20 protein-coding genes are annotated in these 26304 nt (G+C 57.3%); 9 read left to right on the top strand and 11 right to left on the bottom strand.

Features of this window, described 5'->3' with window-relative positions; translation table 11 throughout:
- The first annotated feature begins 7 nt into the window (after positions 1-7).
- From SCD_RS08430 to flgL, 9 genes are all read left to right on the top strand, one after another.
- Positions 8-661 carry a flagellar hook assembly protein FlgD gene (locus SCD_RS08430; protein ID WP_009205520.1) on the top strand — a complete coding sequence of 218 codons (654 nt, stop codon included), beginning with the start codon at positions 8-10 and terminating at the stop codon, positions 659-661.
- A 13-nt stretch (positions 662-674) separates the two neighbouring features.
- Positions 675-2324: a flagellar hook protein FlgE gene (locus tag SCD_RS08425; protein ID WP_009205521.1), complete on the top strand. Its 1650-nt coding sequence runs from the start codon at positions 675-677 to the stop codon at positions 2322-2324.
- Between the two features lie 93 nt (positions 2325-2417).
- Positions 2418-3161: a flagellar basal-body rod protein FlgF gene (flgF, locus tag SCD_RS16415; protein ID WP_009205522.1), complete on the top strand. Its 744-nt coding sequence runs from the start codon at positions 2418-2420 to the stop codon at positions 3159-3161.
- A 12-nt stretch (positions 3162-3173) separates the two neighbouring features.
- Positions 3174-3956, top strand: a complete 783-nt coding sequence (gene flgG / locus SCD_RS16410; protein WP_009205523.1) for a flagellar basal-body rod protein FlgG — start codon at positions 3174-3176, stop codon at positions 3954-3956.
- A 24-nt stretch (positions 3957-3980) separates the two neighbouring features.
- Positions 3981-4703, top strand: coding sequence for a flagellar basal body L-ring protein FlgH (locus tag SCD_RS08410; RefSeq protein WP_009205524.1), 723 nt, complete (start codon positions 3981-3983; stop codon positions 4701-4703).
- Positions 4704-5038: 335 nt separating this feature from the next.
- Positions 5039-6142 carry a flagellar basal body P-ring protein FlgI gene (locus SCD_RS08405; RefSeq protein WP_009205525.1) on the top strand — a complete coding sequence of 368 codons (1104 nt, stop codon included), beginning with the start codon at positions 5039-5041 and terminating at the stop codon, positions 6140-6142.
- Between the two features lie 9 nt (positions 6143-6151).
- A complete protein-coding gene (gene flgJ / locus SCD_RS08400; protein WP_009205526.1) occupies positions 6152-7108 on the top strand; it encodes a flagellar assembly peptidoglycan hydrolase FlgJ in 957 nt (318 codons plus the stop codon).
- A gap of 92 nt (positions 7109-7200) precedes the next feature.
- Entirely contained in the window at positions 7201-9747 is a 2547-nt protein-coding gene (gene flgK / locus SCD_RS15685) for a flagellar hook-associated protein FlgK (RefSeq protein WP_009205527.1), read from the top strand.
- 10 nt (positions 9748-9757) lie between these two features.
- Positions 9758-11635, top strand: a complete 1878-nt coding sequence (flgL, locus tag SCD_RS15680) for a flagellar hook-associated protein FlgL (protein ID WP_009205528.1) — start codon at positions 9758-9760, stop codon at positions 11633-11635.
- A gap of 9 nt (positions 11636-11644) precedes the next feature.
- Here flgL and serB read toward each other — a convergent pair whose 3' ends face one another.
- The 11 genes from serB to SCD_RS08325 all read right to left on the bottom strand — a co-directional run bounded on the left by serB (position 11645) and on the right by SCD_RS08325 (position 26261).
- On the bottom strand, positions 11645-12304 hold the full coding sequence (serB, locus tag SCD_RS08375) for a phosphoserine phosphatase SerB (protein ID WP_009205529.1): 660 nt from the start codon (positions 12302-12304) through the stop codon (positions 11645-11647).
- Complete coding sequence (locus SCD_RS08370) at positions 12304-13545, bottom strand: DUF1015 domain-containing protein (RefSeq protein WP_009205530.1); 1242 nt, start codon at positions 13543-13545, stop codon at positions 12304-12306. The genes serB and SCD_RS08370 overlap by 1 nt, the downstream gene beginning before the upstream one ends.
- A gap of 116 nt (positions 13546-13661) precedes the next feature.
- Positions 13662-14870 (bottom strand): ABC transporter permease, encoded by a 1209-nt coding sequence (locus SCD_RS08365; RefSeq protein ID WP_009205531.1) that lies wholly within the window; start codon positions 14868-14870, stop codon positions 13662-13664.
- Positions 14870-15586 carry an ABC transporter ATP-binding protein gene (locus SCD_RS08360; protein WP_009205532.1) on the bottom strand — a complete coding sequence of 239 codons (717 nt, stop codon included), beginning with the start codon at positions 15584-15586 and terminating at the stop codon, positions 14870-14872. Before SCD_RS08360 ends, SCD_RS08365 begins: the two co-directional genes overlap by 1 nt.
- Positions 15583-16881 (bottom strand): efflux RND transporter periplasmic adaptor subunit, encoded by a 1299-nt coding sequence (locus SCD_RS08355; protein ID WP_009205533.1) that lies wholly within the window; start codon positions 16879-16881, stop codon positions 15583-15585. Before SCD_RS08355 ends, SCD_RS08360 begins: the two co-directional genes overlap by 4 nt.
- The gene (locus tag SCD_RS08350) at positions 16878-18317 is read right to left on the bottom strand and encodes an efflux transporter outer membrane subunit (protein WP_023506906.1); all 1440 of its coding nucleotides are present in this window, start codon (positions 18315-18317) and stop codon (positions 16878-16880) included. The genes SCD_RS08355 and SCD_RS08350 overlap by 4 nt, the downstream gene beginning before the upstream one ends.
- Positions 18318-18518: 201 nt before the next feature.
- Positions 18519-19901, bottom strand: coding sequence for an efflux transporter outer membrane subunit (locus SCD_RS08345; protein ID WP_023506905.1), 1383 nt, complete (start codon positions 19899-19901; stop codon positions 18519-18521).
- A complete protein-coding gene (locus SCD_RS08340) occupies positions 19894-23019 on the bottom strand; it encodes an efflux RND transporter permease subunit (RefSeq protein ID WP_023506904.1) in 3126 nt (1041 codons plus the stop codon). Before SCD_RS08340 ends, SCD_RS08345 begins: the two co-directional genes overlap by 8 nt.
- A gap of 9 nt (positions 23020-23028) precedes the next feature.
- Entirely contained in the window at positions 23029-24165 is a 1137-nt protein-coding gene (locus SCD_RS08335; RefSeq protein WP_009205537.1) for an efflux RND transporter periplasmic adaptor subunit, read from the bottom strand.
- Between the two features lie 13 nt (positions 24166-24178).
- Complete coding sequence (locus SCD_RS15675) at positions 24179-24784, bottom strand: TetR/AcrR family transcriptional regulator (RefSeq protein WP_009205538.1); 606 nt, start codon at positions 24782-24784, stop codon at positions 24179-24181.
- 163 nt (positions 24785-24947) lie between these two features.
- The gene (locus SCD_RS08325) at positions 24948-26261 is read right to left on the bottom strand and encodes a lytic murein transglycosylase (protein ID WP_148290762.1); all 1314 of its coding nucleotides are present in this window, start codon (positions 26259-26261) and stop codon (positions 24948-24950) included.
- Positions 26262-26304 lie beyond the last annotated feature (43 nt).

The following is a 26304-nucleotide window of genomic DNA, read 5'->3' as shown; positions in this document are numbered from 1 at the left end:
AAGAACCATGAGTACAGTTGATGCAGTCACGAGTGGAGCCAGCACGGCGACAACGACAACAAAAAGTGCCGCTCAGGAGTCGGAAGATCGTTTCCTGAAACTGCTGGTTACCCAGATGAAAAATCAGGATCCGCTCAATCCTATGGATAATGCCCAGGTTACTTCGCAAATGGCGCAGCTGAGCACAGTCACCGGGATCGATAAACTGAATTCGACGTTGCAGGCCATGTCGAGTTCTTTTGCGTCGAGTCAGTCTCTGCAGGCGGCGGGTATGATCGGGCGTAGCGTGCTGGCGCCGGGCTCCAGCCTGTCATTGCAAAATGGATTTGCCGCAGGTGGGTTCGAGCTTGCCTTGTCAACGGACAAGACTGTGGTGAGCATCAAGGATGCGGCGGGCAATACACTGCACAGCATGGATTTGGGAGCTCAGCAGGCGGGCAATGTCATGTTCCAGTGGGACGGGGTTGTAGATGGTGGTGCAATAGCACCCAGCGGCACTTATAAGTTTGAGGTGAGTGCGAGCCAGGGCGGAAATAAGGTGGATGCAACATTGCTGGCACTTGGCAATGTGAGCAGTGTTTCCCTGGGGGCTTCAGGGGTGACGCTTAATACCGATGTGCTGGGCAGCGTTAATGTCTCTACAGTTAAGCAGATATTTTAGGCGGGAGTGAATCATGGGCTTTCAACAGGGATTAAGTGGTCTGAATGCGGCAGCAAAAAATCTTGATGCCATCGGAAACAACGTCGCCAACGCCGGTACGGTAGGGTTCAAGACCTCGCAAGTACAATTTGCGGATGTCTATGCGGCATCACTGTCGGGCGGGGGGGCGGGGCAGGTCGGTCTGGGAACCAAGACGACCAGCGTAGCGCAGCAGTTTACCCAGGGCAACATCAGTTCATCCAATAATCCGCTGGATGTGGCGATTAACGGCGGAGGGTTTTTCCGTCTGGACACTAACGGCACGATCAGCTACAGCCGCAACGGCCAGTTCCAACTTAACAAGGACGGGTATGTTGTTAGCTCAACCGGCGCCAAGGTGACAGGATACGGAGTGGACCCAACCAGCGGTAATATTGTGGCGACCAATCCGGCTCCGGTGAACCTGCCAACTGCCGATCTGCCGCCCCAGGCGACGGGCGGGAGCGCCAGTGCTGCAGGCGCCAAGGTAGGCGTTAACCTGGATTCCCGGGAGATCCCTGCCACCGGCACTTTCAACCCGCTCGACCCGACCAGCTATAATAAGTCGACTTCGATGACGGTTTACGACACACTGGGTAATCCCCATGTATTGTCGCTGTACTTTACGAAATCTGCGGTTACTCCGAGCACCTGGAGTCTGAATGCCAACGTGGACGGAACCGCATCGAACGTGCCCGCCAACTACGCGGCAGTAAGTGCAAATACGACAGCCCTGGGTACAGGTGGAGCGGTAGGTGTTGATACACGCGCTGGTGCGGTTCAAGGCCTTTGGGCAGTGGGGTCTCCGCCGTATGTTGCTGCCACAAATGCGATTGCTGCCGCCGCTGCTGCCACTACGGCGGTAACTAATATGGGTGCCGCCCCTAGCACGGCAGCATTGATCAATGCTGCCGTCGCCGCAGCAAAAACTTCAGCTGCCGCCATGGCGGCGATGAATGCCGCTGTTATTGCCTCTCCCCCTGCGGGTGCTGCACAAATAGCGGAAGCAGCTTCAACTTTGGTAGCCAATACGGCAGCACAGACGGCAGTGGCTGGTGTGACGACTCCAGGGGCGACACTGTCGGCAACGCAACTGGCATTCGATACTTCTGGCAAGCTGACTACGACCATGCCACTGAGCGTTTCCCTCGATCTTGCCGGGATTTCGACTGCTTTGGGCTCGGTCAATAGTGCGGCTGCCCCGCTGGTTTTCAATCTCGACTTTACCGGAACAAGCCAGTATGGCAGTCCGTTTGGTGTGAACGCCCTGACTCAGGACGGTTTTTCCTCGGGTCGTCTTAACGGGTTTAACATTGGATCGGACGGTATCATTCAGGGGCGGTACAGCAATGGGCAATCGAGAAGCCTCGGTCAGATCGTTCTGGCCAACTTCACCAATCCGAACGGTCTGAAGCCTCTGGGCAACAACCAGTGGGCAGAAACACCAGATTCCAATCAACCGTTGATCGGTACGCCGGGTTCTGGAAGTCTGGGTGTCATGCAGTCAGGAGCGGTTGAGGAGTCTAACGTTGATCTGACGGCTGAACTGGTGAACATGATTACCGCTCAGCGGTTTTACCAGGCTAATGCCCAGACAATCAAAACTCAGGATTCCATTATGCAGACCATCGTTAACCTCAGGTAATTAAGTAGTCCTGAGTGCTGAGTGGTACGCCCTGAATGCTTCACTTAGGACCTTCCACTCAGCACTCAGGACTCGCAACTCAGGACTAAGAAAATGGATCGTCTGATCTACATCGCGATGAATGGCGCCAATCACACCATGCACCAGCAGGCGCAGGTGGCGCATAACCTGGCCAATGCTTCCACGACCGGCTATAAGGCGGAGGCCAATTCTTTTCGCGCCTTGCCGGTGCTGGGCGAGGGTGCGCAGACGCGAACCTTCGTCGTGGATTCGACCTCGGGGGCGGACTTTTCAACGGGCGCGATTCTGAACACGGATCGCGACCTGGATGTGGCGGTGCAGGGCAAGGGTTGGATTGCGGTGCAGGCGGCGGATGGCAGTGAGGCTTACACCCGCAACGGTAGTTTGCTGGTGGGCGCCAACGGCTTGCTGCAAACTCGCAATGGCCTGACGGTGATGGGCGATGGCGGTCCGTTGGCAGTGCCGCCTGATGCGGAAGTGACGATTGCCAAGGACGGTACGGTCTCGATTATTCCGGCGGGCCAAGCTCCCAACACGGTTGCGACGGTCGGCAGAGTCAAGTTGGTCAATCCACCTGAAACTGACCTGATCAAGAGCGGCGATGGTTTGTTCCGTCTGAGCAGCGGCCTGCCCGCGCCGGCGGATGCAAACGTGGTGTTGGCCCAGAAGTCGCTTGAAACCAGTAATGTCAATGCGGTCGATTCGTTAGTCAGCATGATCAGCTTGGCGCGTCAGTATGATATGCAGATAAAGCTGCTGCAAAATGCGGAGGCCAACGCGCAAAAAGCCAACCAAATTATGAGCCTGAATGGATAAGGATAAACGACCATGATACGTTCCCTGTGGATTGCCAAAACCGGCCTGGATGCGCAGCAGACCAATATCGATGTGATCTCCAACAACTTGGCGAACGTCAGCACCAATGGCTTCAAGCGGGCGCGTCCGGTGTTCGAGGATCTGCTTTACCAGACTTTGCGCCAGCCGGGAGCTCAGTCCTCGCAGCAGACCCAGTTGCCCACCGGTTTGCAACTGGGTACAGGCGTACGCCCTGTGGCGGTGGAAAAGATACACACTCAGGGTAGCCTCCAACAGACTGGCAATGCCTTGGATGTGGCAATCAACGGTAAAGGATTTCTCCAGATACTGATGCCGGATGGAACGACTGCCTATACTCGTGATGGATCGTTTCAGGTCGACAGCCAGGGGCAGATGGTGACATCCAGCGGCTATTCAGTACAACCCGCTATTACCATACCCTCGAATGCAACCAGTGTGACGATCGGTAAGGATGGCACTGTGTCCGTATTGCAGGCTGGCTCTACCGCGGTAACGCAGGTTGGCACCCTTCAATTGGCAGGCTTTATCAATCCGGCTGGCTTGCAAAGTCTGGGTGAAAATCTGTTCCAGGAAACGGCAGCATCAGGCGCGCCTTCGGCTAATACGCCGGGCACCAACGGTTTGGGTTTCCTCAATCAGAACTATCTCGAAACTTCCAATGTCAACGTGGTGGAGGAGATGGTCAACATGATACAGGCGCAACGAGCCTACGAGATCAATTCCAAGGCAGTTACGGTTTCCGACCAGATGTTGCAGAAGTTGACGCAGTTGTGATGAGGGTAGGCGGGAGGTGAGATCATGAAAGCGTTAAAAATTCTATTCGGCATGATGCTGTTTTTGAGCCTGAATTTTTTGGTGGGATGTTCCACGGTGCCCTCTACCAACGTGCACCAGCCGATGAGCGTCAGACCTGCGCCAGCGCCGGAGCGCGTGGCATCGGGTGGCGCGATCTACCAAGCCAGTTATTCAAGGCCCCTGTTCGAGGATCGCCGCGCCCGCAACATTGGGGATGTGCTTACCATTAACATCGTCGAATCAACCAGCGCCAGCAAGAATGTCAGTTCTACCGCTGGGAAAACCAGTAGCGTCGCCGAAACTGCTGCTACGCCCACGATTTTTGGCTATACCCCCTCACCATCGAAACTGGGTGTTGCTGGAATTTTGGGTGGTGCAGCTAATTTTGATACGAGTGTCACTGCGTCTGGTTCCCAGAAATTCGAGGGAAAAGGTGATTCATCCCAGAAGAATGCGCTACTGGGAATGCTCACTGTGACGGTTATAGACGTACTGCCAAATGGCAATTTGCTGGTGAGCGGCGAGAAGCAGATGGGGATCAATGAGGGAACCGAATATATCCGGTTCTCTGGCGTGGTGAACCCAAGCACAATTTCATCGGCGAATGTGGTTGTTTCAACTCAGGTTGCGGATGCCCGTATCGAGTTCAAGGGCCGGGGTGAGATGGATTCCGCCCAAGTCATGGGCTGGATGACTAAATTTTTCCTGTCGGTCCTGCCATTCTGATGGGTGGTTTTGTCTCTGAAAGTTTCTGTCCAATGGAGTGCTCCCGATAATCTTGCCGCAAGCGGCAATTCTTGCCGCTGCATTTCCCCTTCAATTAAATCAAGCGTCCTATACAGTTATTCCTTCTCCCGCTGGGAGAAGGTTGGGATGAGTGTTGCGACCCTCGTGGGTTCCCCTCTCCTCAATCCTCTCCCGCAAGCGGGAACGGGAGAAAACGAGAAAGGCGCTGGTTATGATGGGCGCTTATTTTTATTTGGCACGGTTCATGCTTATCAATGATTAGGTTAAATTGTGTAGCGAGCAGCATGTTGTTGTGCTGACGGCAGGGGGTTGAAATGAAACTATCTTCAAAAATTATCGTGCTTGTGGCGACAGTATTTATTGCTCTTCCTGTCCATGCGGAACGCCTCAAGGATTTGGCAACGATCCAGGGCGTGCGTAACAACCAGCTGATTGGCTACGGCTTGGTGGTGGGGCTGGATGGTAGTGGTGACCAGACCACCCAGACGCCCTTTACGGTACAGAGCGTCGTCAGCATGCTGGGTCAGCTGGGTGTGAACTTGCCACCGGGAACCAGCTTGCAACTGAAAAATGTGGCGGCGGTAACGGTAACCTCTACGCTTCCTCCTTTCGCCAAGCCAGGTCAGACCATCGACATCACCGTGTCTTCCATTGGCAATGCCAAGAGCTTGCGCGGCGGTACTTTGTTGATGACCCCGTTGAAGGGCGCGGACAGCCAGGTTTATGCCATGGCACAAGGAAATTTGCTGGTCGGTGGCGTGGGCGCCTCATCGGGTGGCAGCAGCGCCCAGGTGAACCAGTTGAGCGTCGGCCGCATTACCGATGGCGCTACGGTGGAGCGTGCCGTAGACATGCCTCTGGGGCAAGGTGATTTCATTACACTGGAGTTGAAGGATTCAGACTATACCACCGCCAGTCGGGTCGTGACATCAATCAACCGTTCCTTCGGAGAAGGTGTTGCCAATGCCGAGAATGGCCGTGTTATCAGGGTCTTTGCGCCGCGTGATATCAATCAGCGCGTATCCTTTCTGGCGCGCATGGAAAATCTGACCGTGACTCCGGGTGAATCGCTGGCCAAGGTCATCATGAATGCACGTACAGGTTCGGTGGTGATGAACAAGTCGGTCATGGTGGAGGCCTGCGCCGTGGCACATGGCAATCTGACCGTGACCATCTCCAGTGAACCCCAGGTGAGTCAGCCTGCACCTTTCTCCAAAGGGGAAACGGTGGTCGCCCAGCAGGCGCAGATCGAAATCAAGGCAGAAAAAGCTGGCCTGGTGATGCTGCCGCGCAGTACTTCATTGAATGGTGTCGTTAAGGCATTGAACGCGGTAGGCGCGACGCCGCAGGACTTGCTCGCGATTCTTCAGGCGATGAAGGCTGCGGGCGCGCTGCGTGCCGAGTTGGAAGTCATTTAGGAAAAAATCATGATAGGCACACAGGATATTTCCTCACGGTTCGCGCTCGACGTTCAGAGCGTGGACAAGCTTCGCCTGCAGGTGAAGCAGGATCCCGATGCCGCGCTTAAGGCCGTCGCCCAGCAGTTCGAAGGTATTTTTGTGAATATGATGTTGAAGAGTATGCGTGAAGCGACTCCGAAGGATGGGATGCTCGACAGCGAGCAGGGGAACCTTTATACGCAGCTGTTCGACCAGCAACTGGCGCAGAAGCTTTCCACGGGCAAGGGCCTCGGTGTGGCGGATATGCTGGTAAAACAACTCACCCTTAAAAACCGTCTTCAGTCCTCAGCCCTCAGTCCTGAGCACAAAACCAGTCCTGAGTCCCAAGTCCTGAGTCCTGAGCATGTCGTCTCGGTGCCCGGCACCCCACGCTCAGCATCTACTACTCAGGACTCAGGACTCAGGACTCAGGACTCAGCACTCAGCACTCAGCATTCAGGATCTGCCTTTAAAACCCCCCAGGAGTTTGTCGACAAGTTGTGGCCGCATGCGGTCGAAGCGGGTAAGGCGCTGGGAATTCCACCCCGTTTTCTGCTTGGTCAGGCGGCATTGGAGAGTGGCTGGGGTAAGCGAGCTATCCGAGGCCAGGACGGACAGGACAGTCTTAATCTTTTCGGTATCAAGGCTGGAGCAAAATGGGATGGGGAGGTGGCGTCTGCGGCTACCACCGAATACGTTAAGGGTGTGCCGCAGACCAGGCGTGAAGAGTTCCGTGCCTACGGTTCCTATGCGGAAAGCTTTCGTGACTATGCTGCCCTGTTGAGAAACAACCCGCGCTATCAGGGCGTGTTAGGGCAGGATGCTGATGCAGCAGGCTTCGCTCGTGCGATGCAGCAAGCGGGCTACGCGACTGATCCAATGTACGCCAGCAAACTTGCACGCGTGGTGAACGGCGAAACTATGCGACAGGCGTTGGCTGGATAGGCTCAAGTTTTGCTGTTTTTTGCCGATAACTAAATAATTGGTTCCACCGGAAAAGCGACTTTCGAGGCGGCCGGGCGTGAAGGAGAAGTAAAATGAGTACTTACAGTGTCGGAGTAAGCGCATTGAACGCTGCCCAAGCGGGTCTTACCACGACAAGCCATAACATCAGCAACGTCAATACGCCGGGTTTTCATCGCCAGCAAATTGTTCAAAGTACCAAAATTCCGCAGTATAGCGGGATCGGATTTCTGGGTCAGGGTACCCAGGTGGACACGGTGAAGCGCTTATACAACAACCTGCTGGACGGTCAGGTCATGCAGGCACAGGCACAGTCCAGCCAGCTTGACTCCTATTATTCCCAGATTCGTCAGATCGATAACATGCTTGCCGATCCCAACTCCGGGCTGTCTCCGGCGCTACAGGATTTTTTCAATGGCGTGCAGGATGTGGCAGCGAATCCTGCCTCGGTTCCATCGCGACAGGCGATGCTGAGCAGCGGGCAGACGATGGTTTCGCGTTTCCAGGCAATTGACCAGCGCTTTAGCCAAATACGTGATGGCGTTAACAGCGAAATCCGCAGCAGCTTAGAGGCCATCAATACCTACGCGCAACAGATCGCAAATATGAACCAGCAGATCGGGGTCGCACAGAGTTCATCGGGAGACTTGCAGCCCGCCAACGATTTGCTCGATCAGCGCGACCAGATGTTGGCGGAACTCAACAAGCTCGTCAAGGTGTCGACGGTCAAGCAGAGCGATGGCAGCCTCAGTGTCTTTATCGGCAACGGCCAGACGCTGGTGATTAATAAACAGTCGTTCGCCCTGGCCGCAGTTCCTTCCCTGGAGGATCCTGAACGTTTCGAAGTGGGGTTAAAAACAGCCGGCAACACGGTTCTTCTCAGCCAGGGAAGCTTGCAGGGCGGAAGCCTGGGTGGGATTCTGGCTTTCCGCAGTGAAACTCTGGATGCTGCGCAGAATCAACTGGGGCGCGTTGCGATTGGGTTGGCGCAAACATTCAATGACCAACACCAACTCGGTGTGGATCTGAATGGGGCAATGGGCACGAAATTTTTCAATGTTCCTCCCCCCAAGGTGATCCCGAATTCAACCAACCCGGCGGGGACGGTTAGTCCCACCGTAAAATTTAACAATGTCGCCGCCGTGACGACCAGCGATTATCGTTTGAGTTTTAGCGGAGCAAGTTGGAGTCTGCTGGATGCCACGACCGGGCAAGCGGTGGCCATGACAGGCGCGGGTACTGCGGCCAGCCCCTACTTTGCGGATGGCTTGAGTATCGAGGTGCCGAACCCGGCGCCTTCCGGTGCCGCCAGTTTCCTGATCAAGCCGACGATCAACGGGGCGCGCGATGTTAGCGTCGGCCTGACGGACCCGGCGAAAATTGCGGCTGCTGCGCCGATCAGGACTGAGGCCACGCTGAGCAATACCGGCTCTGGGCGTATCAGTGCCGGAACGGTTAATTCTTTCAACGATAAGGTGACGATCAAGTTTAATTCAGCCAGTGATTTTGACGTCGTGGATAATACCTCAGGCGCCACCTTGGCAAAAAATGTGTCATACACTTCCGGCAGCTCAATTAGCTACAACGGCTGGACCGTCAATATTTCGAACGGAACGGGCGCGCCAGCTGCCGGGGATGTCTTCACCATCGACAAGACGGTTACCTCGACCTCTTCGACCACGGCGACCATCGGTATGGCAACGCCGTTATCTCCGCCGGTCGATCCGAATTTGAGCAGTAACATACAGATCATTTTCGGCAGTTCGAATACCTATCATCTTGCCGGCAGAACCAATAATTTCACTGGCCAAAGTACGGTTGTAGGTACAAATGGATTTATGTCGGCGGCAGCTCTTGCGGCGGCAGTGGCCGGTGGTGGGAGTAATCCCGGCTTCACGGGTGTGGCCGGCGGAACGACCTCCATCGGCACGGGTGCCGGGTCTTACACCGCGACGGGTACGACCACGACCATTTCCGGCGGCACTATTAGCGGGCCGGTTGGGACTGTATATACCATAACCGGCGCAACACTGACGGTTGGAAATGGGACGTCGGCCAATACGAGCACAGTCAGCGGATTGACGATCACGGTTGATACGGCTGCTGCTGCCGGCACGGTGACGATTCAAGACCCTGCAACTGCTACCAACCCGGTTGCGTCTACCTTTACTTACACGGGCAAGCCGGCAACCGGGAGTTATGTTTCCGGTCAGCCGATTTCCTTCAACGGCTGGACAGCGCAGATTACAGGTTCGCCAGTTGCAGGGGATACTTTTACCGTCGGTGCAAATGCCGGTGGTGTGGCCGATAACCGTAACGCGTTACTGCTGGCGGGGCTGCAAACACAAAATACCCTCGCTGGAGGGACCGTCTCTTACCAGAGCGCCTACAGCCAGCTGGTCAGCATGGTGGGTAACAAGACCCACGAACTGGATGTGACCTCGAAAGCTCAGACCAGTCTGGTGGCTCAGACACAGGAAATTCAACAGTCGTTGTCAGGCGTCAATCTGGACGAAGAGGCCGCTAACCTGATGCGCTACCAACAAGCCTACCAGGCGGCGGGCAAGATGATGCAGATTGCCAGCACGCTGTTTGACACGTTGCTTAGTTTGGGAAGATAGGGAGTAAATCATGCGCATAAGCACGAGCATGTTGTTTGATAAGGGTGTTGCCAGTATTCAGCAGCAGACAGCCGACTGGATCAAAACGCAACAACAGGTTTCTTCTGGCCGCCGGATTTTGACTCCATCCGATGACCCGGTTGCCGCTGCGCGCGTGTTGGAGGTGTCGCAGTCTCAATCGCTCAACAAGCAGTTTGACGTCAATACGGGCACGGCAACCAGCAAGTTGGGTCTGGAAGACAGCATCCTGAATAGTATTGGTAATCTGATCCAGAATGCGCAGACAACAGCGGTGTATGCGGGGAATGCATCGCTTACAAGTAGTGATCGCGCCGCCCTGGCAACGGAGTTACGCTCGAATTATCAAGAACTGTTGGGCTTGGCAAACAGCACTGATGGTAATGGCCAATACATGTTTTCGGGTTACAAGGGAGACACTCGCCCATTCGGCGAGACTGCGCCAGGGGTGATGGCCTACTCGGGGGATGAGGGGCAGCGCCTGATTCAGATCAGCCCGTCACGGCAAATTCCGGTGAGTGATTCCGGATCTAGCGTTTTTCAGCAGATCAAGAACGGGAATGGTACCTTTGTCTCAAGAGCGGCGACGACTAATGCCGGGGCTGGGATTGTCGATCCTGGAACGGTCAGCGATCCGGCCAAATGGAATGCTGGTAGCAAGGATTACTCGATTCGTTTTGCAGCCAATACTGACGTGAAGCCCAGCTCGAATTTCGGAACTGGTGCAGTAGCGGCTACGATTAACAACGCAGCGGCGTGGTCCGCAAGCGGCAGTGGGCTTAAAATCGCCGTGGCTGCGGGGGCGGCTGTAAACACCTTCGACTACACCATTACTGATTTGGCGGTACCGCCGCATAGCTTTACTTTCAATTACGACACGACTCTAGCTCCTCCTGTTACCGTGAATCTGGATGGCACTCTTGGCACCATTAACGCAGGGATTAGTCTTGATCTTACGGGTGTGCCGCTGCCAGGGGATGGTTTCCGTGTCGCTGCCAATGGTGTAGTTGTAAACTCTCCTGCGAGTCCTAAGACTAATGGCGGCACGGTAGCGGTGACGGCAGGAATCGTGGATCAAGCGGCATGGAACGCAGGTGGCAAGAATCTGCTCGTTTCCTTTGCGGGTGCTGGCGCTCCCTTCACCTTCACCGTTACTGACACGGTGTCTGGTGCTAATACAACCGGGAGTTATACGCCTGGAACACCTCTGACCCAGAGTTTTGAGGGGGCGGATATCGTGTTCAATGGTACCCCTGTGGCTGGCGATAGTTTTGTCGTAGCGCCTAGTGCTACGGCGGGCTGGACATACGATATTATCAACAATAAAACCAATAATTCGCTACTGACTTCGGGTGCTTCGGGTTGGTCGTCAAACTGGCGAACCTACACGAGTGGGCAGACCATACCGTTAACCAGTCAGGGAACCGAGCCGGCTTTTGATTTCGGCGTGTCGACCAAGATAGAAGGCAACCCCGCCGGGGGCGATCAATTCACGGTCAAGGCAAGCCAGAACGAAGATTTGTTTACGACCCTGCACAACCTGATTACGGCTTTGGAGGCGGGTGTTGGTACCCCTGCGGCTGCAGCCAGCTACCAGAATAATCTGAATTTGGCCATGACCAGCCTTAGTAATGCGCAGACCAGCGTTCTGACCGTACGGGCGGCGGTGGGTTCACGGATGAAGGAAGTGGATTCGGTTAAAAGCACGGGTGAGGATTTGCAGTTGCAGTATCAGCAAACCATTTCAGGCTTGCAGGATCTGGACTACGCCAAGTCGATTACTGATCTGACTCGTCAGAAGGCCTCGCTGGAAGCGGCGCAGCAGTCTTTCGTTAAAATTCAGGGGCTGTCGCTGTTCAATTATATGTAGGCATTTTTATTACGATTTGGCGAATAGCTTGATGACTCCATCCAGACCGGCGCTTTCCAATGCGTAATGGGTCTGTGACTTGACCACGGGTTTTGCGCAATAGGCGATGCTGACTCCGGCAGTAGCCAGCATTTCCAGGTCGTTGGCACCGTCGCCGATGGCGATAGTCTGTTCCTTCGCAAGTCCAAGCTTCACCCGAATTTTGTCCAGGTAGCCAGCCTTGCCCTGGCCGTCGAGAATCTTGCCCGAAATCCTTCCGGTAAGCTTGCCATCCACGATTTCGATTCGGTTGGATATAGAGAAATCCAGCCTTAGTCGGATTTTCAGTCGCTCTGTAAAATAATCGAAGCCACTGGAAATGAGTACAGTCTTAATGCCTAGCCGCTTAAGCTCGGCGATAAGCAGTTCCGCACCGGGAGTGAGTCTCACACGCTCGTCGTAGATCCGCTGCAACACGCTTTGATCCAGTCCCTTGAACAGCGCGACCCTACGGGTCAGGCTTTCGCAGAAGTCGATCTCGCCTCGCATGGCCGCATCCGTGATTGGCGCTACCTGTTCCCTGATGCCGGCCAGGTCGGCGATTTCATCCAGAGTTTCGACGGTAACCAGGGTGGAATCCATGTCCATGGCCGCCAGACCAAATTCCGCGAGGCGGCGTTTCCCCGGCATCAATCCAGCACGTGCGACACCAGACCGTCGGCCAGTTTAGGCTCGAACCAGGTGGACTTGGGTGGCATCACCTCGCCCGCATCGGCGACGGCCATCAGGTCTTCCATGCGGGTTGCGCACAGGGCGAAAGCCACGGCCATTTCACCGCTGTCGACGCGTTTTTCCAGCTCAGCCAGGCCGCGGATGCCACCGACGAAGTCGATGCGTTTATCGCGGCGCGGATCATTGATGCCAAGCACCGGTGAGATGAGATGATTCTGTAGCAGGCTGACATCTAGGCGTGCTACGGGATCGTTTTGTGGAATCAGGTCGGCGCGAATTTCCAGACGGTACCACTGGCCAGGCAGATAGAGGCCGAACTCATTGGGTTTGGCTGGCTTGACCTGGGAGGCGCTCGCCTGCACAGAGAACTGTTCGGCGATGCGCTTGAGGAAAGCTTTCGTGTCCAGGCCATTCAGGTCGATGACGACACGGTTGTAGTCCATGATTTTCATCTGGTGATGGGGAAAGATCACGGACAGGAAATAGTTGTAGCTTTCCTCGCCGCTATGCTGCGGATTGGCGGCCTTGCGGGCGGCGCTGATGCGTGAGGCGGCGGCCGAACGGTGGTGGCCGTCGGCAATATAAATCGCATGCATGGCATCGAAGGCGGCTGTTAACTTGTCCAGCGTTGCGCTGTCGCGTATCACCCAGATCGTGTGGCGGACACCGTCCTCGGCGGTCACGTCGGCATCCGGTGCGGCGGATGCGGCAAGTGCCAGGATTTCGTCTACTTCCGGGGCATCGGGGTAGGCCAGCAGCACCGGGCCGGTCTGGGCATTCAGCGCATCAATCTGGCGCACCCGGTCGTCTTCCTTGTCGGGCCGGGTGAACTCGTGCTTGCGGATGCGGTTGGTGTCGTAATCCGCCACCGAAGCCGCCGCCACCAGGCCAATCTGGCTGTGCCCGCCCATGATCAGGCGATAGGCGTAATAGCAGGGCATTGTGTCACGCGCCAGTATGCCTTCGGCCAGCATTTTCTTCAGGTTCTCTGCTGCCTTCGCGTAGACCTCGGGTGCATAAGGATTGGTGCCAGCCGGCAAGTCGATTTCCGGCTTGGAAATGTGCAGGAAGCTCCAGGGATGGTCTTCGGCTCGGATACGTGCCTCATCGGTGGAAAGCACGTCGTAGGGCGGGGCGGCGACTTCGGTGGCGCGGTTGTGGGCGGGTCTGAGACCGGTAAATGGGCGGATCAGGTGCATGAAGAATTCCTTGGTTTTTTCAACCCGCCTATTTTAACCGTCAACACCGTCGGCAACTATAAAAAAAGTGGCAAATCGACCTGGGGCTGCGGTGCAGGGAAATTGGCCGGCATATTTTATTCATGCCGTAAAGCCTCGATCGGATCCAGTTGTGCCGCGCGGCGCGCCGGAAAGTAGCCGAAAATTACTCCGATCGCAGCCGAGAACAGGAAAGATAGCAGGTTGATGCCGGGATTGAAGAGGAAGGGTACCTGCATCAATTGCGCCAGTCCGATCGAGGCCAGGGTGGCCAGAGCAACGCCCACTAAACCGCCGAAGGAGGACAGGGCAACCGCTTCGATAAGAAACTGCAGCAGCACCTCACGTTCCAGCGCACCGATGGCGAGGCGAATGCCGATTTCACGAGTACGCTCGGTTACCGACACCAGCATGATGTTCATGATGCCGATGCCACCCACCAGCAGGCTCACCGCCGCCACTGCGCCGAGCAACCCGGTCATGATGCGGATGGTGCCAGACAGGGTTTCAGCGATCTGCTTGGTGTCGAGGACGTTAAAATCGTCTTCCTCATTACCGGAAATCTTGCGCCGCTCGCGCATCAGCAGGTTGATCTGCTCGATCACTTTCGCCGTGGAAGCGCTGGTCTTCACCGAAATCATCAGCATGCTCACATCCTGGCTGCCGGTCAGCCGGCGTTGCACCGTGCGCAGGGGCATGATCACCGTGTCGTCCTGATCCATGCCCATTGCGCCCTGGCCTTTCGATGCCAGCAGGCCGATGATCTCGCAGGAGAACTGTTTGATGCGGATTTCGTTGCCGAGGGGGTTCTGGTTGCCGAACAGTTCTCGCCGCACAGTCTCGCCGATCACGCACACGGATTTTCCGGCGCGCTCATCTGCATCGCTGAACGTGCGCCCGGCAGCTAGTTTCCAGTTGCCGGTCAGGAAATAGGCATTGGTACTGCCATTGATGGTGGTGGACCAGTTCCTGGCACCGTAAACTACGGTTACGCTTCGGCCGACTGTGGGCGCAACCGCATCCAGGCCACCAACCTGGGTTCGGATGGCATCGGCGTCGGCGATCTTGAAACTGGGCGCGCCGGCGGAATCCCGGCCCGGCCCGAGCCGCTTGCCGGGGCGCACCATCAGCAGATTGCTGCCGAGGCTGGAAATCTGGTCAGACACTACCTTTGTAGCGCCGTTGCCCAGAGTCACCATAGTGATCACCGCGCTGACGCCGATGACAATGCCGAGGATAGTGAGAAAAGAGCGCATCAGGTTGCGCCGGATTTCACGCAAGGCCAGCAGGAAAGTGCTCCAGATCATCAGGCTTGCTCCCCGTTGCGAATGTCGCTGTCCACCTGGCCGTCTACGAAATGCACGATACGATGGGCATACTGAGCCATATCCGGCTCATGCGTGACCATCAGGATGGTAATGCCCTGATCTCGGTTGAGGGCCGTCAGCAGTTCCATGATTTCGCGGCTGGTTTTGCTGTCCAGGTTGCCAGTGGGCTCATCCGCCAAGAGGACGGTTGGCTTTGTGACGATGGCGCGCGCAACGGCAACGCGCTGTTGCTGGCCGCCGGAGAGTTCAGCCTGGGTATGGTGCTCCCACCCCTTCAAGCCAACGGATGCCAGCGCCGCACGTGCCATCGCATGGCGTGAGGCTGCGCTTTCACCGCGATAGAGCAGGGGCAATTCCACGTTCTCCTGAGCCGAGGTGCGAGCCAGCAGATTGAATCCCTGAAACACAAAGCCGAGGTAATGGCGGCGCAGCAGCGCGCGCTGATTGCGGCTCAGCTGTTCCACATGGACGCCACGAAATAGATAGGCGCCGCTGCTGGGGATATCGAGGCAGCCGAGGATGTTCATCGCGGTAGACTTGCCCGACCCGCTTGGCCCCATGATGGCGACGAATTCCCCTTTCTGGATCGTGAGATCGATGCCGCTCAGAGCCTGGAAGGCAGCCTGCCCCTGGCCGTAGGTCTTGGTGATGGCGCTCAGTTCGATGAGTGAAGCGGGAGTGTTGTCGCCGTTCATTTCTGCGTGACCACGCTTTCCGTGATTACCTGCATGCCTGGTTTTAACTCGCCGCCGGTCACTTCGGTCTGGTGTCCGTTGCTCACACCCACGGTGACCGGCACGGCCACGGGCTGCCCGTCGCGCAGCACCCACACCAGTTGCGAGCTGTCTTTTGTGGGAGAACCGACTGGTTTTGACGAAGTGCTGCTGGGTGGTTTGGGCAGCAGGTTGGAAACAAAGCTGCCGCTTTTTTTATCCTCTTTGCCGGATTGCTTCGGCGGTGTGAAACGCAATGCTGCGTTCGGCACCAGCAGTACGTTCTCGCGCGTCGCCGTGGTGATCTCGGAGGTGGCCGTCATGCCGGGGCGCAGGCTGAGGTCATCGTTGTCCACCTTGAGGATGGTCTTGTAAGACACCACGCCATCTTTGGTCTGCGAGCCGTAACCGACGCGGATGATGTTTGCCGGGTACTTGCGCCCGGCGTAGGCGTCTACGTTGAAGGTGGCGGACTGGCCTGCGTGTACCTGGCCCACATCGGCTTCGTCCACATCCACCTGGAGTTCCATCTGTGCCAGATTTTCGGCCAGGGTGAACAGCACCGGTGCCTGGAGGGAGGCGGCGACGGTCTGTCCCGGCTCCACCTTACGCGCCAGCACCACGCCATCGATGGGGGAGCGGATCGAGGCCTTGGCCAGGTTGGTCTGGTCGGATTTGAGTGTGGCGCGCGCCTGCGTCACTGCGGCGTGGGAACCCGCCTCGTTGGCGGTGGCCCGGTTCAGGGTGGCTTGTGCGGTATCGAGCTCGGCCCTGGATGGTACTTTACCACCAGATAGTTCGGCTACCTGCCGCAGCCGCGCAAGGTTGGCGCGGGACTCCTCTACTGTCGCCCGCATCAGATCAACCTGGGCTTCGGCAGAGACAAGCGCCGCCTCGGACTTGGCGACCTGATCGTTCAGCTTGGAAAGGTCTAGCCGGGCAAGAAGCTGGCCTTTATGCACCCGGTCGTTGTCGTCTACCAGAACTGATTCGATGGTGCCGGAAAGTTCGCTGCCCACGTCCACCTGGTTGGTGGGTTGCAGGTTGCCGGTAGCCGAGACTGTGACAGTGAGATTGCCACGCACTACTTCCTCGGCGAGGTATTGGGGTGTTGAAGCAGCGCTGCGAGCACGCAGGTAAAATACACCGATTGCCATGAACAAGACCAATACAACGATCACCCAGACACGGCCAGAGAGTCCCAGAAAACGCGCTGATTTTTCCGCCGCGACGATTCGGGCCAGTGGGTCTTTTTCATCGATAGAGGCGTTATTCATGATGTGCTGCCTTGCTGTAGAGGTGGGGTTTCGTTAACTGCAGCGGGCTTCCAGCCGCCGCCCAGGGCCTTGTAGAGCCGAATCAGAGTTGAAATACTTTCTGCTTCCGTGACCTTCAGACTGTCCTGAACCGTGAGCAAGGTGCGCTCGGTATCGAGCACTTTCTGGAAATCGATAATGCCGGTTGAATAACGGTGGTGCGCCATGAGCACGGCGTTATGGGCCGCATCTGCAGCCTCACGCAGGGCCTGTTCGCGCTTGCGGCTGTTGGCGTGGGAAACCAGTGCGTTTTCCACCTCTTCCAAAGCGCTGAGCACGGTTTTTTCATAATTGACCAGGGCCTGTTCCTGGACTGCGTTCTGGATTTCGATGCGCTGCCGGATGCGGCCGCCGTCGAACAGGGTAGTGGCGACGCTGCCCAGCAGGGAGCGGGCGAGACTGTCGCCGCCGCCCAGGGCACCAAAACTCAGCGCCTCCCAGCCGATGGAGCCGCTCAGTTTGAAGCCGGGATAAAGGGCGGCAGTAGTTTCTCCGATACGCGCGGTTTCCGCTGCCAGCCTGCGTTCGGCGACGCGCACATCGGGTCGCTGGCGTAGTGTGTCGGCGGGTATGCCGATAGCCACGCTGTCGGGTGCCGTCGGAATCAGTGCGGGCTTTGCCAGCTTGTCGTGCAGTGTGCCCGGCGCCTGGCCGAGCAGGATGGCCAGACGGTGTTCCGCCTGGGCGAGGCTGGTTTCCAGGGCGGGGATCTGGGCGCGCGTCTGCTCCCGGTTGGTGCGCGCCTGCTCCACGTCCAGCGAACTGGTCAGCCCGGCCTCTGCCCGCCAGCCGGTCAGTTCCAGGGTTTCGCTCTGGCTCGCCAGGTTGTCCCGGGCAATGCCAAGCCGGGCCTGGAAGGCGCGCAATTCCACATAGTTGAGCGCTACTTCTGCCACCAGCGAAACCTGGGTGTTATGCAGGCTGGCCTCGCTACCTTCCAGATCGGCCTGGGATGCTTCAAGCGCGCGCCGGGTGCCGCCGAAGATGTCCGGTTCCCAGCTAGCATCGAAACCCGCGCTATACAGCTCGCGCGTCAACCCGCTGCCGGTCGCGGCGCTGCTCTTGCTACGGCTTTCCGAGACGGAAGCGCTGACGGTCGGGAGCTGGTTGGCTCCTGCAAGTCCGCGCCGGGCGCGTGATTCGCGCAGCTTTGCCTGCGCACTGCGCAAATCGGGGCTGGCTTTGAGCGATTGTTCGATGAGATCGGACAGCAGCGGGTCATGCAATTGCTGCCACCACTGTGACAGATCTTGCGCCGCATCGGATTTTGTCGATGCATTTGCCCAATTCGCTGATATTCCCATATCAGGCTTGATGTAGTCAGGCCCGACCGAGGCGCAACCGCTCAGTACAGCAAGAAGTATGGCTGGCAGGGCAAAGCCTGTGAGTTTTTTCATAACTGTTTTTTGCTTACCTACCTGGATGTTAAGGAACTGCAAATTTATTCATCACCCCAGAGAAAGCCAGGATCTGGCTTGTTGATTCATCTGGATTCTGGCCTTCGCCGGAATGACGGAATTTGATTTCTACGGCATCTCCTTAAATTAACAAAGCACCCATACCTTATTTTGTCCGTTACTGGAAAATATCAGTCAGAGTCAACTGCCGCCACCCAGAGCCTTGTAAAGCTGGGCGGCAGTGGTGAGCCATGCGCGCCGGATTTGCACCGTGGTTTGCTGGGCAGTAAAAGACTCGCGTTGCGCATCCAGCATTTCGAGGTGGCTGGTGATGCCCGCCTTGTAGCGGGCTTCTGCCAGGCGCAGGCGCTCGTTCTGGGCCTTTTCTGCCGCCTGTTGCGCACGCAGTTGCTCAACCAGATAGGTGCGGGCGGCGAGGAGGTCGGCCACTTCGCGGAAGGCCTGCTGGATGGTCTTTTCGTACTCGGCCACGGCGATGACCTTGCGAGCCTCAGCGAGATCCACCCCGGCGGCGCTGCGGCCACCATCGAACAGCGGCAAGCGCAATGCCGGCTGGAAATTCCAGCTTCCGCTGCCGCTGCCGAACAGGCCGGAAAGCGCGCTGCTCGCCGTCCCCAGTCCTGCGGTCAGGCTGATGCGCGGCAGGAAGGCTGCGCGGGCGGCACCGATGTTGGCATTGGCGGCAATCAGCCTTTTTTCCGCGGCCAGTACATCGGGGCGCTGGAGCAGAACTTCCGCTGGCAGGTCAGCGGTCAGGTCGGCAACGATGCCCTGATCCGTGAGCATGCGCCCCTCGGGCAGGCTGGAAGGCTGCTGGCCGACGAGCAGCGCCAGTGCATTTTCGGCGGCGGCCTGCTGGCGCTGCAGGCTGGCAAGTTCCACACGCACCAGTTCCAGGGCGCCGTCCGCCTGCAGGAAGTCGAGGTCGCCGGCCAATCCCACTTCCCGCCGGCGAGCGATCAGGGTGCGGGTTTCCTCACGGCTCTTCACGGTTTCACGCGCAAGTTGCGTGCGCTCATCCATTTCCAGCAGAGTGAAATAGGCATTGGCGACCTCGGAAATCAGCGACAGGCGCAGAGCGTGTTGTGCTTCCTCGGTGGCAAGGAAGCTGGCCAGTGCCGCTTCATCGAGGCTTTTCACCCGGCCCCAGAAATCCAGCTCGAAAGAAAGCAGGGAAAGCCCCACGTCGTAGCGATGGCTTATATTGGCTTTTCCGGTGGAGGAAAGGTCGCCTGGCGTGCGCATAGCTTGTCCACCGGCAGCCGCATCGATACCGGGCAAGCGGTCGGCGCGGGTGATGCCATGGAGAGCGCGAGATTCTTCGACACGCGCGGCGGCAATGCGCATATCACGGTTGTGTTCGAGCGCGGTTGAGATCAGGGCTTGCAGCCTTTGATCAGGGAAAAAAGTTCGCCATTCGGTAGCTGTTGCCTTGCGCACGCCACCCGTCTGGGCAGCTTGCGGCCATTGCGCGGAAACTGGAGGTTCTGGTCGCTGGTATTCTGGCATCAGCGAACATCCTGCCAGAGTGGCACCCAGGATGATGAAGAGTGACTTACGCATGATCGTTCTCCTCGTGTCGGCGGGGATGGCCAGGAAATATTTTGCGCACCACGACGAAAAATACCGGGACCAGGAAAATTGCCAGAAAGGTCGCCGCAAGCATGCCGCCGATGACGCCGGTGCCAATCGCATGACGGCTGTTGGCGCCGGCGCCGGTTGATATCGCCAGCGGCATTACGCCGAGAATAAAGGCGAAGGAAGTCATCAGGATCGGTCTGAATCGCAAACGGCAGGCTTCCAGTGTGGCATCGACCAGACTCATGCCCTGTTCCTGCAAGTCACGTGCAAATTCGATAATCAGAATGGCATTTTTGCTGGAAAGTCCAATGATGGCGATGAGGCCTACTTTGAAATAGACATCATTGGGCAATTCGCGCAGGGTGACAGCCAGCGTTGCGCCGAAGATGCCCAGCGGCACGACCAGAAGCACGGCAAAGGGAATCGACCAGCTCTCGTACAATGCGGCCAGCGCTAGGAAAACCACCAGCAGCGAAAGCGCGAAAAGGAAGGGCGCCTGACTGCCGGAGAGTTTTTCTTCGAATGAAGTGCCGGCCCATTCATAGCCAAACCCGGCGGGCAGTTTTTTGGCCAGTTCTTCCATGGTTTGCATCGCTTCGCCGGTGCTGTGGCCGGGGGCAGGGGAGCCCGCTATTTTCATGGCGGGCAGGCCATTAAAACGATCCAGCTTGGGTGAACCGACTATCCAGCGTGGAGTAATCAGCTCGGCTAGTGGCACCATGCCTCCAGCCTTGTTTCTGACTGACAGACGTAACAGATTTTCCGGTGTAGATCGCAAATCTGATTCGGCCTGCATCTGCACACGCAGGATCCGGCCCTGACGTTCAAAGTCATTAATGTAGGCGACACCCAGAGTGGATTGCAGTGTTTCGTTGAGATCGGCAATTGAAACACCGAGGGTTTCAGCTTTGCGCCGGTCGATGTCGAGCAACAGTTGCGGTCCGGCCTCCTGACCTTCCGGGCGCACGCCGGCCAGACTATGGTCTTGCCCGGCTATCCCCAGCGCCATATTGCGCGCTTCCAAAAGTTTTTCACGTCCGGCACCGGCGCGATCCTGCAAACGGAAATCGAAACCGCCGGTGGAAGCGAGTTCAGGAATCGGCGGTGGATTCACAGCAAAAATCATCGCCTGTTTGATCTGGAACAGCGCCATGTTGGCGCGCTGCACCATCGCGGTTGAGGAATGTTCCTGGCCTTTGCGTTCGTCCCACTCCTTGAGCCGTACGAAAGCGAGAGCAGCATTCTGGCCACGACCAAAAAAGGAGAAGCCGACCACGCCGATGACCTTGGCGACTTCCGGTTGTTTGAGGTAATACTCCTCGACTTGCTTGAGAACCTCGATGGTGCGTTCCTGCGAGGCGCCCGGTGGGAGTTGCACCATGTTGATGAAATAGCCCTGATCCTCATCGGGCAAAAAACTGCCTGGCAGGTTCATGAACAGCCAACCCGTCGCGCCGATGATGGCTGCGTAAAGCACAAGGTAGCGTCCGGTTTTCCCGATTGCCCGCGCGACCCAGGACTGATAGCCCAGCGTGGTGCGGTCAAAAAAACGATTGAACCAGCCGAAGAAGCCCGTGGTAGGCCGGTATTCCTTGCCGGCTTCGTGCTTGAGCAGCGTGGCGCACAGGGCAGGAGTCAGCGTTAGAGCCATCAAGGCCGAGAACAGCATGGTGAGGATCAGGGTAACGGCGAACTGGCGGTAGATGACGCCAACCGAACCGCCGAAAAAAATCATCGGTGCGAAGACGGCAGAAAGTACTAATGTAATGCCGATGATGGCGTTGAAAATCTGGTCCATCGCCTTGCGAGCCGCTTCGCGAGGTGCAAGCCCTTCCGAACGCATGATGCGCTCCACTGCTTCCACCACTACGATGGCATCGTCTACCACGATGCCGATGGCTAGCACCATGGCGAAAAGGGTGAGCACGTTGATMGAGTAGCCGAACACGTAGAGTCCGGCCATGGCACCGGTCAGTGCGACGGGCACGACGATGGTAGGAATCAGCGTGGCGCGGAAATTTTCCAGAAACAGAAACATCACCAGGAATACCAGCACCACGGCTTGTATCAGAGTCAGCAACACCTCGTGGATGGAAATATCAACGAAGCGGGAGGTGTCGTAGGGAACGTCCCAGGTCAGCCCCTTGGGGAAATAGGGCGCCATTTCCTCCATTTTGGCGCGCACTGCCTTGACCACATCGAGTGCATTGCCATTGGGCGCGACGCGGATGGCAATGGCTGCCGCCGGCTGCTTGTTGAGGCGGGCAAAAATGTTGTAGTCCTGCGAACCCAACTCTATGCGGGCAACGTCTTTTAATCTGACAGCAGAGCCATCTGCCTGCGTGCGGATGAGAATATTGCCAAATTCTTCAGGCGTGGACAAACGGCTACGTGTCACGATCACGGCGTTCAACTGCTGACCGGCTGCGGCAGGCGCCTGACCCAGTTCGCCAGTGGCGAGTTCGACGTTCTGGGCACGCACCGCTCGGGTGATGTCGGCAGGTGAAAGCGCGTAGGCATGAAGCTTTTCAGGCTGGAGCCAGATGCGCATCGAGTATTCTGTGCCGAAAAGAATCGCCTCGCCAACGCCTTTGACTCGCCGTAGCGGGTCGAGCACGCTGGCAGCGGCAAAGCTGCCCAGATCGACGGCTTTAAGACTGTTATCTGGCGAGTGCAGTGCGACAAACATCACATAGTTACGCGATGGCTTGGTTACCGTCACGCCGACCCGGCGCACATCGTCGGGCAGGCGCGCTTCAATGCGTTTGTAGCGGTTTTGTGCTTCTACCGAGGCGATGTCTATATTGGTGCCGGGCTCGAAGGTCAGGGTGACTGTGCCAGTGCCCAGTTCAGAGGCCGACTCCATGTAAAGCAGGTGTTCTATACCGTTCATTTCCTGTTCGATCAGGGCGGTGACGGTATCCTCGACAGCCTTGGCCGAGGCACCCGGATAAACGATGTTGAATGCGATGGAAGGTGGCGCAACTGCGGGATACTGGGACAACGGCAGACCTCGGATGGAGAGGACGCCGGCGAGCATGATTGCCAGTGCAATCACCCAGGCGAAGACGGGACGGTCGATGAAGAATTTGGCGAACATGACTAACCTCTATTTCTTCTCAACCGCCGGCGGTTGCGCGGCTGGGGTGGCGTTAGGGTTCCATTGAACGGGCTTGACTGGTGTACCGGGACGCGCCTTCTGCAGGCCGTTAACAATCACTTGTTCGCCGCCTTTCAAACCTTCGGCAATGACGAAATCGCCGCCGCTCATGCCGCCAGTTTTGACCGGTCTAGGCGCAGCTTTGCCTTCGCCATCCACAATCATGACCATTTGACCCTGTTGGCCAGGCTGCACGGCGCGCTGAGGTACACGGATAGCTTGGTCGAGGCTGGCTTCAGGGAAGCGGATGCGCACAAAGGCGCCGGGCAGCAACTCATGCTTCGGGTTGGGAAACACGGCGCGCAGAGAAACACTGCCGGTGGCCGGGTCGATGGCGAGATCAGAAAACAGCAGCTTGCCCGGCAGCGGATAGATGCTGCCGTCTTCCAGAATCATTTCCACCCTGGCCTGTTCTGCTGCCTTGAGCTTACCATCCTTGATGGCTTGCCTGAGTCGCAACAGATCGGCGCCGGGCTGGGTAAAGTTGGCGTAGATGGGATCAACCTGCTCGATGGTGGCCAGATGCGTTGCTGTGTCTTTGCTGACCAGCGCCCCTTCGGTCACCAGAGCGCGTCCTATGCGACCGGAAATCGGAGCCGGTACGGTGGTGTTTTCCTGGTCGATACGGGCTCGGGTTAGCGCAACTTCGGCCTGTTTCACCTTGGCCTCGGCCAGATCAACTTCTTGTTGGCTCACCGCCTTGATTTCAAGCAGGGGGCGGTAGCGATCCAGAGTCAACTTGGCAACGACGAGATCTGCCTTGGCCGCGTCGAAAGAAGCCTGATAGTTGCGTGGATCGATGCGAAACAAGGCGGCGCCTTCCTTGACATCGGTGCCTTCGGCAAACAGGCGTTTCTCCAGAATGCCATCCACCTGCGCCCGTACTTGAGCGGTGCGAAATGCCTGCAACCGGCCCGGCAGTTCCTGGGTGAGGGTGGCCGAACCCGGCGTAGCGGTGATGACATCGACTTCCGGTGGCGGCATGGCCGGACCCCCGGGACCAGCGGCGGATTTTTGGTCGCCCCCTTTACCGCAACCCGCAAGCGCGGCTGTCAGCAGAAGCATCAGCAGAATAGTTCGGTTCATGTTCGGCTCCTTGTTAGTGATTCGGGGCGTAGGCGCGCAGGAAGCAGTCGGTAATCTGCTCGATTCGAGCTTTTTCGTGGGGTTCAGATAACTCGGTATTGCCGCTGATGTGGCGGAAATGTTCAATGTTCTTGAGCATGCCTATCAGCATTTCGGCGGCAAAGCGTGGGTCGTCCTGGCGCAGCTGGCTGGCAGCCATTGCGCGGCCGAGGAAATTCGCCAGTCGGGCGGTGGTCTGCTCCGGTCCCTTGGCGAAGAAGGCCTGGGCCAGGGTAGGGAAGCGTACCGCTTCGGCCATAAGGGTGCGGAACATGGCTAGCCCCTCGGCTCCGAGTACCTTCTGGCGGAATGTCGTGCCAAAGCGGATGAGCGTGGCACGCACGTCGTCGGTCTGACCATCCAGCGAAACCACAATGGCATCTGAAACCTGGCCGGCTGACTCGCTGAACAACTCGTCCTTGCTGGGGAAATGGTTGTAGAGCGTCTGTTTGGCCACGCCGGCACGGGATGCGATGCTATCCACGCTGGCCCGGTAACCTTCCTCCATGAAGGCTTCTCTGGCCGCCTGGATCAGGCGGTTGCGGGTCTCGGTGATGGCGGATTCGGCAGGGTGGCCCATGGTGTTTCTCTAACATTTAATTAAAATAGACTGGACAGTCTAGTCCATGAATTGGCAAGGGTCAATCGTGGTGTGATGAATGACAGCGATGATCAGCAGACCGGGTCAGGCTGTCGCTGTTACGCTACCAACTGCACCCGCTTGATTTGATCCGTGCCCACTATTACTTACGCGCGCCAGCCGCCATCACTGCGTCATATGCCGATGAGCCGACATAACCGTCGGCATCGAGATGATGGGCATGCTGGAAATCACGCAAGGCGCGGCGGGTATTAGGCCCGGCCAAGCCGTCTGGCTGGCCCGAATTATGCCCCAGCGCATTGAGAGCGGCCTGCAATTCGCGGGTTTGTGAAAGGGTCAACGGGACATTGTCTTTCGGCCAAGGCCCGACAAAGGCCTCGCCACCGGCAATACGATCAGCTAGATGCGCAACACCGAGTGCATACGAGGTGGAATTGTTATAGCGCTTGATCACCCGAAAATTCGGGAAAGTCAAAAACCCCGGTCCGGCTCGACCTGCAGGCAGTTCCAACATGGCAGACCGCACCAGATCATCGGCCCCCCAGGGTGCATTGCCAACAAGGCGAAGCCCAAGCTTCGCCCATTCACTGACCAGGCGGCTGCGCTCGGGGTCCCACTGATCCAGTTCAAATGTGTCGGGAAGCACCACTTCCAGCACCACCGGCGCGTCAGCTTGCCAACCTGCCTGCTTGAGCAAATTGGCGGCAGATGCCAGGGCATCAAACTCATCAGTCCAGATGTTGCGGCGACCATCGCCATCCCAGTCAGCGGACCATTCCAGATAAGTCGTAGGGATAAATTGTGTTTGTCCCATTGCACCGGCCCAGGAGCCGGTGAGCTGATCGCGTGTGGCAAAGCCGCGGTCGATCATTTGCGCGGCAGCGATGAGCTGGCGCTCCGCCCAGTCACGGCGGCGGCCTTCCCAGGCCAATGTTGCCAAGGATCGAACGATATCATTTTTGCCGATGGTCGCACCGTAAGCGCTTTCCAGACCCCAGACGGCGAGCAGAATTTCAGCGCGCACACCATAGTGCTCGGCAATTGCGTCTATAGTTTTACGACGCGATGCATAGGCCTTCTGCCCGTTGGATATCCGCAAATCGGATGCCGCAATGTCGAGATAGGACCAGATCGGACGAACAAACTCCGGCTGACTTTGGTCACGCTCGATAATGCGTTCATCGGGCTCAAGACCATCAAACATCGATACGATCGTCTCAGCCTTGGCACCGGAATGGCTCAATCGGACACGAAATCCGGTAAGCCAATCGGAAAAGCTCTCCCTCTTCGGCTTCGCATCCGTCAGGTCTGCAGTTTTTAAATCACAGCTGACACAGGGTTCAGTCGCCAAGGGTTGGCTTTGGGGGGCGGGTGTATCGACATCTCGCACCTCTGTTGCACAACCGAAGGTTGCCAGAATAACCGCTAATGTGGCCGCTTTCGCAACTATTTTCATATCAATTATTCTCATCCGGCCTCATTCCTCATTCTTGATTCGG

This window comes from Sulfuricella denitrificans skB26 (assembly GCF_000297055.2).
Lineage (GTDB): Bacteria > Pseudomonadota > Gammaproteobacteria > Burkholderiales > Sulfuricellaceae > Sulfuricella > Sulfuricella denitrificans.
Note: the sequence above shows the minus strand (reverse complement) of the source record. Positions and strands in the feature narration are given on the sequence as shown.

Excerpts from the sequence above, each read along its gene's own strand:
- flgG (WP_009205523.1), top strand. The coding sequence starts at position 3,174 with ATGATACGTTCCCTGTGGATTGCCAAAACCGGCCTGGATGCGCAGCAG.
- SCD_RS08350 (WP_023506906.1), bottom strand. The coding sequence starts at position 18,317 with ATGAAAAAACTCACAGGCTTTGCCCTGCCAGCCATACTTCTTGCTGTA.
- flgJ (WP_009205526.1), top strand. The coding sequence starts at position 6,152 with ATGATAGGCACACAGGATATTTCCTCACGGTTCGCGCTCGACGTTCAG.
- SCD_RS08425 (WP_009205521.1), top strand. The coding sequence starts at position 675 with ATGGGCTTTCAACAGGGATTAAGTGGTCTGAATGCGGCAGCAAAAAAT.
- SCD_RS08405 (WP_009205525.1), top strand. The coding sequence starts at position 5,039 with ATGAAACTATCTTCAAAAATTATCGTGCTTGTGGCGACAGTATTTATT.
- SCD_RS08430 (WP_009205520.1), top strand. The coding sequence starts at position 8 with ATGAGTACAGTTGATGCAGTCACGAGTGGAGCCAGCACGGCGACAACG.
- SCD_RS08355 (WP_009205533.1), bottom strand. The coding sequence starts at position 16,881 with ATGAATAACGCCTCTATCGATGAAAAAGACCCACTGGCCCGAATCGTC.
- SCD_RS08370 (WP_009205530.1), bottom strand. The coding sequence starts at position 13,545 with ATGCACCTGATCCGCCCATTTACCGGTCTCAGACCCGCCCACAACCGC.
- SCD_RS08335 (WP_009205537.1), bottom strand. The coding sequence starts at position 24,165 with ATGAACCGAACTATTCTGCTGATGCTTCTGCTGACAGCCGCGCTTGCG.
- SCD_RS08365 (WP_009205531.1), bottom strand. The coding sequence starts at position 14,870 with ATGATCTGGAGCACTTTCCTGCTGGCCTTGCGTGAAATCCGGCGCAAC.
- flgK (WP_009205527.1), top strand. The coding sequence starts at position 7,201 with ATGAGTACTTACAGTGTCGGAGTAAGCGCATTGAACGCTGCCCAAGCG.
- flgL (WP_009205528.1), top strand. The coding sequence starts at position 9,758 with ATGCGCATAAGCACGAGCATGTTGTTTGATAAGGGTGTTGCCAGTATT.
- SCD_RS08360 (WP_009205532.1), bottom strand. The coding sequence starts at position 15,586 with ATGAACGGCGACAACACTCCCGCTTCACTCATCGAACTGAGCGCCATC.
- SCD_RS08410 (WP_009205524.1), top strand. The coding sequence starts at position 3,981 with ATGAAAGCGTTAAAAATTCTATTCGGCATGATGCTGTTTTTGAGCCTG.
- flgF (WP_009205522.1), top strand. The coding sequence starts at position 2,418 with ATGGATCGTCTGATCTACATCGCGATGAATGGCGCCAATCACACCATG.
- serB (WP_009205529.1), bottom strand. The coding sequence starts at position 12,304 with ATGCCGGGGAAACGCCGCCTCGCGGAATTTGGTCTGGCGGCCATGGAC.
- SCD_RS08325 (WP_148290762.1), bottom strand. The coding sequence starts at position 26,261 with ATGAAAATAGTTGCGAAAGCGGCCACATTAGCGGTTATTCTGGCAACC.
- SCD_RS15675 (WP_009205538.1), bottom strand. The coding sequence starts at position 24,784 with ATGGGCCACCCTGCCGAATCCGCCATCACCGAGACCCGCAACCGCCTG.
- SCD_RS08345 (WP_023506905.1), bottom strand. The coding sequence starts at position 19,901 with ATGCGTAAGTCACTCTTCATCATCCTGGGTGCCACTCTGGCAGGATGT.